This is a genomic window from Rhodoferax sp. (assembly GCF_011391645.1).
Classification (GTDB): Bacteria; Pseudomonadota; Gammaproteobacteria; order Burkholderiales; family Burkholderiaceae_C; genus Rhodoferax.
In genome coordinates, this window is record NZ_JAABQC010000094.1 from 1 (window position 1) to 10,815 (window position 10,815).

The following is a 10,815-nucleotide window of genomic DNA, read 5'->3' on the forward strand; positions in this document are numbered from 1 at the left end:
TGGCGAGTTTGTCCTGGTCGGGCAGGGTGCGGGTTTCCTCCATTAACTGGCGCCAGGCGGCGACGGTTGCAGCGGCTTGGCTGCCATAACGTTGGAGTGCCAGGGATTGTGTATTGTCAAGATCGGGTGCGGCGAAAGAAGTTAAAAACAGTAACAACAAGCCGATTGAAACTGCCCAAGCGTGCCTGCACGAGTCACGGGGTGGCCCGGTGATTTGTGCAAGGGTGACATTCATGGCAGAAAGGTTTTTGAAAAAAATTCAAAACAGGCCATAATATTTTTCCTTGCTTTGGTGCAGGGGTATTTTTTCAAAGTGTTACGCAAATTTTTTCGGGGGATGTATGAATTTTAAAGACTACCGGTTGTCAGTGTTGGCGCTATCCATTCTTTTTGCAATGGGTGTCCAGGCGCAAACCTTGCCTGATCCTATCGTACAGGCGGTGCGCAAGGCAGTGACCACCAACCCTGAGGTGCAGGCACGCTGGAACGGCTTCAAGGCCGCCGGTAACGAGCGCGATGTGGCGCGTGGTGGCTATTTCCCCAGCCTGGACCTGACCGCCACCATCGGGCGCGAGGACAACCAGACGCCCCAAATCAACTACGGCCGCTACGACTTCAATGCCACCCAGCTCACCCTCAACCAGATGTTATTTGATGGCATGTTCACGCCCAATGAGGTCAAGCGCCTGAGTTATGCCAAGCTGACGCGTTATTACGAGTTGCTGGAGGCCTCCGAGACCGCTGCCCAGGAAGCGTTGCGTGCCTATGCCGATGTGGTGCGTTACCGCGAGTTGGTGGACGCCGCCACGCAGAATTACGTGGAACACAAACAAAGCACGCAGCAGGTTGAAGAGCGCGCCAATGCCGGCGTGGGTCGCCGGGTTGACGTTGAGCAGGCCAACGGCCGGCTGGCGCTGGCCGAGTCCAATTTGCTGACCGAGTTGACCAACCTGCATGATGTGAGCGCGCGCTATTTGCGCATCGTGGGTGAAAAGCCACCGGCCAGCCTGCCGGCTTTGCCCGAGCCGTTCAAGCTGGGGACCATGCCGGTGTCCACCACGGCTTTGCTCAATGACGGCATGCAGGGCAGCCCAACCTTGAACGCCGCGTTTGAGAACGTGCGCGCCTACAAGGCGGCCATCGAGTCCAGCAAGGCGGCTTACTGGCCGCGCCTCGACTTGCGTGCCTATGCCCGTGATGAAAATAACACTGGTGGTATCAGCGGTGGCACCCAGGTGAATGGTGTTGAACTGGTGCTGAACTACAACCTGTTCCGTGGCGGTGCCGACAAGGCCCGTGAGCGTCAGGCGGTGGACCAGGCGGCACAGGCGCGCGACTTGCAGGAAAAGGCCTGTCGCGATGTGCGTCAAAACTTGTCAATTGCCTACAGTGATGTGCGCAGTCTGGACGAGCAGCAAAAGTACCAGAATCTGCACCGTCTGGCGACAGAAAAATCACGCGAGGCCTACCGCCAGCAGTTTGATATTGGCCAGCGCACGCTGCTTGACTTGCTGGACAGCCAGAACGAGTACTTTGAAGCCACGCGGGCATACATCAATGCGCGCCACAACGCTGCCGTTGCGCAGGCGCGCACGCTGGCGGCCATGGGGCAGCTGGTGTCCACCGTGGGTGTCAAGCGTGAAGACTTGCCAAGCGCCAAGGATGCGGGCCAGGACCGCGAAAGTCTTGATCCGGCCGAGTTGTGCCCGGTGGACGAAACCTTGGTGGCGACCATGGACCAGATCAAGGCCGGCATCGTGATTCCACCGCGTGCGCGGGCTGCTGTGCCAGCCGCTCCTGCGGCAACCAAGGTGAGCCTGGCCGCTGACGCGCTGTTTGACTTTGACAAGTCGGTGCTCAAGTTGGGGGGCACTGTCAAGCTTGACGAGTTGGTGGCCAAGATCAAGGGCATGCAGCTTGACGTGGTCATTGCCACGGGGCATACCGACAGCGTGGGCAGTGATGCGTACAACCAGCGCCTGTCTTTGGCGCGCGCAGACGCGGTCAAAGCCTATCTGGTGAGCAGTGGCGTTGACATCAAGCGCGTGCAGACTGTTGGCAAGGGAGAGTCCGAGCCGGTGGCAGACAACGCCACCGCAGAGGGCCGGTCCAAAAATCGCCGGGTGGATGTGTCGGTGCAGTCGCTGGCAGCACCTGCGCCTGCCAAGTAAAGGTCGGCTGGCTGAGTCTTGAGTTTGCAGGCTCAGCGCAGCAGCGGCAGGTCGGGTAGCTCATTGGCGTTGACCTGCCCGCTCTGCAACGCAAAGTGCTGTTGCAATAGCGAAGACACCTCTTGCACCGCCTGGGTCAAGCCGCCCTCAAAGTCTCCGGCCTTGAACGCCGCGCCCATGCTCGCCACCAGGCGCGGCCAGGTGTCTGGTGAAACCCGTTCATTCAGCCCGCGGTCGGCCACAATTTCGATGCGGTGCTCTGCCAGCAGCAGGTAGATGAGCACGCCGTTGTTGTGCGCGGTGTCCCACACCCGCAACTTGCCGAACATGGCCAGCGCGCGCTCATGCGTGATCTGCGCCATGCTGGCAGGCTGCCACAGGTAGCTCAGCGGCAAGCCAGGTTCGACGTAAATGCGAATTTCTCCGCTATGCCCGGCTTCGCTGTGGGCCACCTGTGCGGCCAGTTTGTCGAGCAGTGCCGGCGGCACGGCCCGCTGTGCCGCATCATCGCTTTGCCAGCGATGTTTGAAGATTCGGATCAGACGCGTCCACATCACCAACCTCCCGAGGCGCCACCGCCACCAAAATTGCCACCACCGCCCGAACTAAATCCACCACCACCGCCGCCACCAAAGCCGCCACCACCGTGGCCCCAGCCCGCGTTGCCACCACCCGGCCAGCCGCCGTTGCGTTTGCCCGGTATGTTTCGCACCAAGGTGAAGACGATGGCAGCGACGCTCACCAGCGCGGCAATCAACAAACTGGCAGTGAGTGCCATGGCAATCACGCCGGCCACGCCGCCGGTGGCGACAGCCCCGAGCCGGTTACCCAGGATGCCTTTGGCAACCGCACCGATCACCGGCACGACGATGAACATGAAGATGCCGAGTTGCATCCAGTCAAAACCAGCAGGAGCCTGGCTGCCTGTCTGCGAAGGCGCGGGCAGCGCCTCGCCCCGGATCAACCCCATGATGCGCGTGACGCCAGCATCAATGCCACCAGCGTAGTCGCCTTGCTTGAAGCGCGGCGTGATCGCCTCGTCAATGATGCGTTTGGCGGCCAGGTCGGGAATCGCGCCTTCAAGCGTTTTGGCGACTTCAATGCGCAACTTGCGGTCTTGCACGGCCACGATCAGCAACAGGCCGTCGCCAATGTCCTTGCGGCCAATTTTCCAGGTGTTGGCCACGCGGTTGGCATAACTGGCAATGTCTTCGGGCTGGGTGCCGGGCACCAGCAACACCACCACCTGCGAGCCGCTGGCTATTTCGAAGGCGCTCAACCTGGCTTCAAGCGCGCCACGCTGGGCTGCGTCGAGTGTGCCCGCCGTGTCGACAACATGGCCCGTGAGGGCAGGCACGGCTTGCTGCGCCCGGGCCGCGCCAAAACCCATCAAGCACAGCAGCAAAAGCGCTGCAAGCCACCGGGTTAGCGGTGGCCAGCCACGCATCAGCTGTGGCAAATTCATCATTTCTTGTTGAAGTCAACCACCGGTGGCGTTGAAATGGCTGCCTCGTTTTGTACCGTAAAGCTCGGCTTGGGCGAGTAGCTGAACACCATGGCCGTGAGGTTGCTCGGAAAGCTGCGCGCCAGCACGTTGTATTCTTGCACCGCCTGGATGTAGCGGTTGCGCGCCACTGTCACCCGGTTTTCGGTGCCTTCGAGTTGCACGCGCAGATCACTGAAGCCCTGATTGGCTTTCAGGTTGGGGTACTGTTCAGCCACCACCATCAGGCGGCTCAGCGCCGAGCCAAGTTCGCCCTGCGCGGCCTGAAACTTGTTGAACGCCGCCGGGTCGTTGAGCGTCTCGGGTGTGACCTGAATCGACGTCGCCCTGGAGCGTGCCTCGATCACCTTGGTCAGGGTTTCCTGCTCAAAAGCTGCCTCGCCCTTGACGGTGGCCACAATGTTGGGCACCAGGTCAGCGCGGCGCTGGTACTGGTTCAACACCTCGCTCCAGGCCGATTTGGTTTGCTCGTCCAGGCGTTGAAAGTCGTTGTAGCCGCAGCCCGTCAGGGTCAGGGCGGTCATCAAAATCAAAAGCCAGCGTTTCATAAATACCTCCAGAAAAAAATCAGGGCCACCACGAGATGGGGCGTGGCTTGCTATTTTGCAAGGATGGGAAACAGCTTGACCAGCCCGTCTGCCATCACCTCCACCGAAAGCGCCGCCAGAATCAGTCCCATGAGCCGGGTCATGACGTTGATGCCGGTTTTGCCGAGTCCCCGCGCAATCGGGTTGGCCAGCGAAAAACACAAAAAAGTGGCCAGCGCGATGACCACACCATAACCCACCAGCGCGCCGAGTTGCCAGAACGTCTTGGCCTTGTCGGCATAAATCACCACTGTGGACATGGTGGCCGGGCCGGTCAGCAGCGGAATGGTCAGGGGCACCACGGCAATGCTGGCACGGGCAGAGGCGTCGTGCATTTCTTCTTCATTGGACTTTGCCTCGGCGGGCTGGGCGTTAAGCATGGCCAGCGCAGAGGTGAGCAGCAACATGCCGCCGCCGACCTGAAAACTGGCCAGCGAGATGCCAAAAAACTCCAGGATGTGCAGGCCCATCAGGGCGCTGACGGCAATCACCACAAACGTGCTGAATGAGGCAATCCAGATGGTGCGATGCCGCTGTTCACGCGTGAAATCATGGGTGTAGTGGATGAAAAATGGCACGATCGCCAGCGGATTCACAATGGCCAGCAAGGTGACGAGAGGTTTGAGGTCCATTGAGGTATTTTCTTGAAGAGCCTGGAACTTCAGCGCGACGGGCGTTCCAGATAACGCTTGCGCCAGAAGAACAATACCAGAGCGGCGGCCGTCAGCCCCATTGACACCATGGCCAGCCAGAAGCCGTTGCTCATGTGCAGCAACGGGATGAATTCAAAGTTCATGCCAAAAATGCCTGCTATCAGGTTGAGCGGAAGAAAAATGGCGGTCAGCACGGTGAGCGTGCGCATGATCTCGTTGGTGCGGTGGCTTTGCGCGTTGAAGTGCATTTGCACTGTGGTTTCGGCGTTTTGCTCCAGCCGTTGCACATGGTGCAACACACGCTCGATGTGCTCCAGCACATCGCGGCTGCGCACATGCAACAGGTCACGCTGGTGCCTGCTCAGCAACTCGTCGTGATCCGGCCAGCTTTTAAGGGATTCGATCCAGTCCTGGATGGCGGCGCGCTGGTCTTCGCAGATTTCGTCCAGGTGGTGCAAGGACAAACGGGCGCTGAGCAGGGCGTTCCAGTTGTTGAAGCGGGTCTTGGGGTTGAGCAGTTCGGCCTGCCAGTGGTCAAGTTGTTGACTGAGCTCTCTGCGCAGCGCCAGATAGCCGTCCACCATTTGGTTGACGATGCGCAGCATCAGGTCGGCCGGGTTGGCGGGAACACCGCGCGCCCCGGTGGAGCGGCTGTCGGGCACCCCCGGCGCCGCATTGGCCGCACTGTCGGTGCCGCTGTCGGCCAGCAGGCGTGCGGCGTAGGCGTCGCGCAGGTTGTGCGCGTTGGGGTGGATGGTGAGCAGGACGCGGTCGAACACCACGAACCCGGCCGGGCTGGTGTCGATGCGCCGCAAGATGGGCGGGCCGCCGCGTTCTGGCAAATGCTTTAGCGGCTGGCTGGCTGGCGCGACCGACGGGGCGTGGGCGCTTGTCAGGCCGCGAAACACCATCAGATCGTATTGCGAGGTGAAATCGAAGCGTGAGGGCAGTTGCGCATTGAGCAGGTCCGACACGTGAAGGTCGAGCAATTGCAGTTTGCACAGCGTTTGCAGGGTGGTTTGAAGCGGTGTTTGCCAACGTTCAAGCTCGGCGCGGGTGCACGAAATCCACAGGAAGCCGGTCTTTGGCAGTTGCAAATCAGCCAAGCCTTCAGGCATCGCGCCGGCAGCGATTTCAGACGCGCGGCTGGCGCTGATCGAGAAGATTCGCATGACGGGTGCTGGCTTGGTTATGGGCGCAACAGCCTGGCTGCATCGCGCGCAAAGTAGGTCAGCACGCCATCGGCTCCGGCGCGCTTGAAGGCCAGCAGGCTTTCCATCATGACGGCATCATGGTCGAGCCAGCCGTTTTGGGCAGCGGCCTTGAGCATGGCATATTCGCCCGAGACCTGGTAGGCAAAGGTTGGCACCTTGAACGTGTCCTTGACGCGGCGCACCACGTCCAGATACGGCATGCCGGGCTTGACCATGACCATGTCGGCGCCCTCGGCGATGTCCATGGCCACCTCGCGCAGCGCTTCGTCACTGTTACCAGGGTCCATTTGGTAAACCTTCTTGTTGCTTTTTCCCAGGTTGGCGGCCGAGCCCACGGCATCGCGGAACGGGCCATAAAAGGCGCTGGCGTATTTGGCGCTGTAGGCCATGATGCGGGTGTGGATGAAGTGGTTGGCCTCCAACGCCTGGCGGATGGCGCCAATGCGGCCGTCCATCATGTCACTGGGCGCCACCATGTCAACGCCGGCGGCAGCTTGCGTCAGCGCCTGTTTGACCAGCGCCTCGACAGTTTCATCGTTCATGATGTAGCCGTCCTCGGCTGGGTCGGGGCTGGGCAGGCCGTCCTGACCGTGGCTGGTGAACGGGTCCAGCGCCACGTCGGTCATCACGCCCAGCGCCGGAAACTCCTTTTTGAGGGCACGCACCACGCGCGGCACCAGGCCGTCGGGGTTGAACGCTTCGCGGCCATCGGGGGTTTTGAGGTGCTGCTCGATCACCGGGAACAGCGCCATCACCGGAATGCCCAGTTTGACGCAGTCTTCAGCCACCGGCAGCAGCAGATCAAGGCTCAATCGTTCCACGCCGGGCATCGAGGACACCGCCTGGCGCTGCTGCTGGCCGTCCACCACAAACACCGGGTAAATCAGGTCGTTCGGGGTGAGTGAGTGCTCGCGCACCAGATTGCGGGTAAAACTGTCGCGGCGCAAGCGGCGGGGCCGACCTTGCGGAAAAGAAGCGAAATAGGTCATGGTGAATGCGATTTTTGGGCAATGATGTGTCATCGTAGCGACATTTTTTTTGTCAATGACTTGAAACTGCTGATTTTTTTTGTTAAATTACGGACTGGGCAGTTTACTGCTCCCCGCTTTTCCTCCCTGAGCGGGGCCTTGATGTGTGACAGCAAATAGGCTTACCACCCCAGCCCTTGTGCTGGGGTTTTTTTTGCGTAAATCCCAATTCAGATCGGTCTGCATGCTCTGGATCAAGTCTCTCCATATCGTTTTTGTGGCCAGTTGGTTTGCCGGCCTGTTCTATCTGCCCCGCATTTTTGTGAACTTGGCCATGGTGCCTGCGGGCTCGGTGGCCGAGCGTGAGCGCTTGTTGCTGATGGCGCGCAAGTTGTTGCGTTTCATGACCATCATTGCCGTTCCCGCGCTGGTTTTTGGGGTCTGGTTGTGGGCGGGTTATGGCATTGGCTGGGGGCCGGGCAACGGCTGGATGCACGCCAAGCTGCTGGGGGTGCTGCTGGTCATCGGCTACCACCATGCTTGCAGCGTGATGCTGAAAAAGTTTGTGCTCGGCCAGCAGCGCCATGGGCATGTCTGGTACCGCTGGTTCAATGAAGCGCCGGTGATCCTGATGCTGATCATCGTCTGCCTGGTTGTGCTGAAGCCCTTCTGACACGCGTATGCCGATGCACAAGTCTTCGGCGTGGCCTTTGGCACTGGTGTACGGCGGCCTGATTGTTTACGCCAGCCTTTTCCCGTTTGCAGGTTGGCGAGACCAGGGCGTGGCACCGTGGTTTTTTCTGACCGCCCCGCTGCCCAAATACTGGACTGGTTTTGACGTGGTCACCAATCTGGTTGGGTACATGCCGCTGGGTTTTTTCCTGGTGCTGAGCGCGCTGCGCAGCGGGCGTTCCCGCTACGCCCTGCGCCTGGGGGTACTGGTTGCCTCGCTGCTGTCGCTGCTGCTGGAGTTGCTTCAGGTTTATCTGCCCAACCGGGTGCCGTCCAATCTTGACCTGATGCTGAACATGGCGGGCGGTGCACTGGGTGCCTTGAGCGCCTGGAGTCTGGAAAAGCTGGGTGTTTTACAACGCTGGAGCCGGTTCAGGGCGCATTGGTTTGTGGAGGATGCGCGCGGTGGGTTGGTGCTGCTGGCCTTGTGGCCATTGGCGTTGCTGTTTCCCACCTCGGTTCCGCTCGGCCTGGGTCAGGTGGTGGAACGTCTGCAAGCCAGAATCAGTGACCTGCTGACTGACACGCCATTTCTGGACTGGCTGCCGCTCAGTGAGACGGAACTGCAGCCTTTGTTGCCCTCGGTGGAATGGTTATGCGTCTTGCTGGGCCTGTTGATTCCGTGCCTGCTGGGGTTTTGCATTATTCGCAAGGTGGACAAGCGCGCCTGGTTTGTTGCCTGGGTGTGCTTTTTTGGCGTCTGGGTGACGGCACTCAGCGCCGCTCTGAGCGTCGGCCCCGAGCATGCCTGGGTTTGGCTAAGTGCGCCGGTCAAGGTGGCGTTGACGAGCGCGGTGGTGATGGCGTTGCTGTTGCTGTGGGTGCCGCGCCGGGCCAGTGCCGCGCTGGCGCTGCTGGCCCTGGGGGTGCACCTGAGTCTGCTCAACCAGACCTGGGTGAGTCCTTACTTTGAGCACAACCTGTTTCTGTGGGAGCAGGGGCGGTTCATCCGGTTTCATGGCCTGGCGCAGTGGCTTGGCTGGCTGTGGCCTTTTGCAGCGTTGGTTTATTTGTTGAGTTTGCTGTGGGACAAAGACTCAAAAATCTAAAATCGGCTGCATGACACATCCAATATCTCCCATTTCCGAAACTCAGCCTGGAGCCGCGCCAACACCTGCGGCCAGTTATTACCAGCGCCACATTTTTTTCTGCCTGAATGAACGCAGCAACGGCGAGGCTTGCTGCGCCCACCACGATGCGACAGCGGCATTCGAGCGTTGCAAATCGCAGGTCAAGGCGGCTGGTTTGGCCGCACCCGGGCAAGTGCGCGTCAACAAGGCGGGTTGTCTGGACCGCTGCGCCGCCGGCCCGGTGGCCGTGGTCTACCCGGAGGCTGTGTGGTACAGCTATGTGGATGCCAGCGACATTGATGAGATCGTCGAATCGCACCTGAAGAACGGGAAAGTGGTTGAGCGGCTGCTGACGCCAGCCGACCTGGGGCGCTAGCATCGCCTGAATCCATTGCTTCGTTGGTTGCTGTCGCGCAGGCGCCAGTGGCTGTCAAATTTAAATTAATACTCGACTGACCTCTCGACTGACGAGGGGAATATCCCAATGAAAAAACTACTCTTGTCACTGATTGCGGCCATGTGCCTTTCTGCTGCCGCTCAAACCCCGCAACCGCCTGAAATTGCGGCACGCGCCTATTTGTTGCTGGATGTCACCGCCGGTCAAATCCTGGCGCAAAAGGACATCGACACACCCGTCGAACCGGCCTCCCTGACCAAGCTGATGACGGCCTACCTGGTGTTTGACGCCTTGCGCAGCAAAAAACTCGACCTCAAGCAAACCCTGCCGGTGAGTGAGCGTGCCTGGAAGATGCCCGGCTCGCGCATGTTCATTGATCCCAAGATGCAGGTGCCGGTGGAGGATTTGATCAAGGGCATGATTGTGCAGAGCGGCAACGATGCCACCATGGCGCTGGCCGAGGGCGTGGGCGGCTCGCTGGAGCGATTTGTGCAGCTGATGAACGATCAGGCCAAGGCGCTCGGGATGACGGCCACCAGCTACAAAAACCCCGAGGGCCTGACCGAGTCAGGCCACACCACCACGGCGCGCGATCTGAGTATTCTGGCGTCCCGCATGATGCGCGATTTTCCTGACTATGTGGCGTATTACGCGATCAAAAAATACCGCTACGAGGGCACGCCCGCAGCCAATGACAGCAATCGCAACCTGCTGCTGTTTCGTGATCCAACGGTCGATGGCCTGAAGACAGGCCATACCAAAGCGGCGGGCTATTGTTTGATTGCCACCGCGCGACGCGACGTGCCGGGACTGGGCCAGGCTGGCGCGGCCGCCGGTTCGCCTGAAGCCCTGGGAAGTCGCCGCCTGTTGTCGATTGTGCTGGGTGCGGCCAGCGAGAATGCACGCGCCAACGAATCTCAAAAATTGCTGAATTGGGGTTACACGGCGTTTGAAGCGGTCAAGCTGTTTGATGCCAATCAGGCTGTGGTGACGCCCGCCGTCTGGAAGGGCAAGGCGGCCACCGTGGCGCTGGGCCAGACCCGTGCCATCGTGGTGGTGGTGCCTGCGGGCATGGGGGCCAAGCTCAGTACCCAGGTGGTCCGGCCGGAGCCCATGATCGCGCCGTTGAGCAAGGGTCAGCAGGTGGGCCTGCTCAAAATCAGCAGCGCGGGCCAGCCAGTGTCAGAAGTGCCCTTGCAGGTGCTGGAAGGTGTGGAGCAGGCCGGGGTGTTGGGCCGGGCCTGGGATGCATTGCGCCTGTGGATCAAATGAGGAATTTGCCAACCGGGGCCCAACCTGATATAGTGATGGGCTTTTCGGATGTTCCGAAGGGATTCACGTTTTTGTCAATAACATGCTTTCAAACGTTTAGGGACGTTTAGTTTTTAGGAGGCTTAATGCCAACCATCAATCAGTTAATCCGTCAGGGGCGTGCGGTTGAAACCGTCAAGTCCAAGAGCCCGGCGATGGAAAATTCTCCCCAGCGCCGTGGTGTTTGCACCCGCGTCTACACCACCAC

General features: G+C 60.1%; 11 protein-coding genes and 2 pseudogenes. 6 read left to right on the forward strand and 7 right to left on the reverse strand.

The window, feature by feature from the left end:
* Window positions 1-235, reverse strand: a pseudogene (locus GPS82_RS11290) (hypothetical protein); the annotation flags it as partial.
* A gap of 181 nt (window positions 236-416) precedes the next feature.
* Between GPS82_RS11290 and GPS82_RS11295 the strand changes: the two are divergent.
* Window positions 417-2,171 (forward strand): TolC family outer membrane protein, encoded by a 1,755-nt coding sequence (locus GPS82_RS11295; protein ID WP_363717511.1) that lies wholly within the window; start codon window positions 417-419, stop codon window positions 2,169-2,171.
* Window positions 2,172-2,203: 32 nt separating this feature from the next.
* Here the strand turns inward: GPS82_RS11295 and GPS82_RS11305 are convergent, their stop codons facing one another.
* From GPS82_RS11305 to hemB, 6 genes are read right to left on the reverse strand one after another with little or no spacing between them, the layout of a single operon-like run.
* The gene (locus tag GPS82_RS11305; protein WP_296494669.1) at window positions 2,204-2,725 is read right to left on the reverse strand and encodes a TPM domain-containing protein; all 522 of its coding nucleotides are present in this window, start codon (window positions 2,723-2,725) and stop codon (window positions 2,204-2,206) included.
* Window positions 2,725-3,636: a TPM domain-containing protein gene (locus GPS82_RS11310; RefSeq protein WP_296494670.1), complete on the reverse strand. Its 912-nt coding sequence runs from the start codon at window positions 3,634-3,636 to the stop codon at window positions 2,725-2,727. Before GPS82_RS11310 ends, GPS82_RS11305 begins: the two co-directional genes overlap by 1 nt.
* Window positions 3,636-4,223 (reverse strand): LemA family protein, encoded by a 588-nt coding sequence (locus GPS82_RS11315; RefSeq protein WP_296494672.1) that lies wholly within the window; start codon window positions 4,221-4,223, stop codon window positions 3,636-3,638. Before GPS82_RS11315 ends, GPS82_RS11310 begins: the two co-directional genes overlap by 1 nt.
* Window positions 4,224-4,273: 50 nt before the next feature.
* Window positions 4,274-4,894, reverse strand: coding sequence for a MarC family protein (locus GPS82_RS11320; protein WP_296494674.1), 621 nt, complete (start codon window positions 4,892-4,894; stop codon window positions 4,274-4,276).
* Window positions 4,895-4,923: 29 nt separating this feature from the next.
* Entirely contained in the window at window positions 4,924-6,087 is a 1,164-nt protein-coding gene (locus tag GPS82_RS11325) for a magnesium transporter CorA family protein (protein ID WP_296494676.1), read from the reverse strand.
* Window positions 6,088-6,104: 17 nt separating this feature from the next.
* Entirely contained in the window at window positions 6,105-7,118 is a 1,014-nt protein-coding gene (hemB, locus tag GPS82_RS11330; RefSeq protein WP_296494679.1) for a porphobilinogen synthase, read from the reverse strand.
* Window positions 7,119-7,341: 223 nt separating this feature from the next.
* Here hemB and GPS82_RS11335 point away from each other — a divergent pair, with 223 nt between their 5' ends.
* The 5 genes and pseudogenes from GPS82_RS11335 to rpsL form a co-directional block, all read left to right on the forward strand.
* A complete protein-coding gene (locus GPS82_RS11335; RefSeq protein WP_296494686.1) occupies window positions 7,342-7,770 on the forward strand; it encodes a CopD family protein in 429 nt (142 codons plus the stop codon).
* A gap of 13 nt (window positions 7,771-7,783) precedes the next feature.
* Entirely contained in the window at window positions 7,784-8,878 is a 1,095-nt protein-coding gene (locus GPS82_RS11340) for a VanZ family protein (RefSeq protein ID WP_296494687.1), read from the forward strand.
* Between the two features lie 10 nt (window positions 8,879-8,888).
* Window positions 8,889-9,275, forward strand: a complete 387-nt coding sequence (locus GPS82_RS11345) for a (2Fe-2S) ferredoxin domain-containing protein (RefSeq protein WP_296494681.1) — start codon at window positions 8,889-8,891, stop codon at window positions 9,273-9,275.
* 108 nt (window positions 9,276-9,383) lie between these two features.
* Entirely contained in the window at window positions 9,384-10,568 is a 1,185-nt protein-coding gene (locus tag GPS82_RS11350; RefSeq protein WP_296494683.1) for a D-alanyl-D-alanine carboxypeptidase family protein, read from the forward strand.
* Window positions 10,569-10,693: 125 nt separating this feature from the next.
* A pseudogene (gene rpsL, locus GPS82_RS11355) lies at window positions 10,694-10,815 on the forward strand (30S ribosomal protein S12); the annotation flags it as partial.

Coding starts and splice junctions, on each gene's coding strand:
- GPS82_RS11305 (WP_296494669.1), bottom strand. CDS start 2,725: ATGTGGACGCGTCTGATCCGAATCTTCAAACATCGCTGGCAAAGCGAT.
- GPS82_RS11310 (WP_296494670.1), bottom strand. CDS start 3,636: ATGAATTTGCCACAGCTGATGCGTGGCTGGCCACCGCTAACCCGGTGG.
- GPS82_RS11315 (WP_296494672.1), bottom strand. CDS start 4,223: ATGAAACGCTGGCTTTTGATTTTGATGACCGCCCTGACCCTGACGGGC.
- GPS82_RS11320 (WP_296494674.1), bottom strand. CDS start 4,894: ATGGACCTCAAACCTCTCGTCACCTTGCTGGCCATTGTGAATCCGCTG.
- GPS82_RS11325 (WP_296494676.1), bottom strand. CDS start 6,087: ATGCGAATCTTCTCGATCAGCGCCAGCCGCGCGTCTGAAATCGCTGCC.
- hemB (WP_296494679.1), bottom strand. CDS start 7,118: ATGACCTATTTCGCTTCTTTTCCGCAAGGTCGGCCCCGCCGCTTGCGC.
- GPS82_RS11335 (WP_296494686.1), top strand. CDS start 7,342: ATGCTCTGGATCAAGTCTCTCCATATCGTTTTTGTGGCCAGTTGGTTT.
- GPS82_RS11340 (WP_296494687.1), top strand. CDS start 7,784: ATGCACAAGTCTTCGGCGTGGCCTTTGGCACTGGTGTACGGCGGCCTG.
- GPS82_RS11345 (WP_296494681.1), top strand. CDS start 8,889: ATGACACATCCAATATCTCCCATTTCCGAAACTCAGCCTGGAGCCGCG.
- GPS82_RS11350 (WP_296494683.1), top strand. CDS start 9,384: ATGAAAAAACTACTCTTGTCACTGATTGCGGCCATGTGCCTTTCTGCT.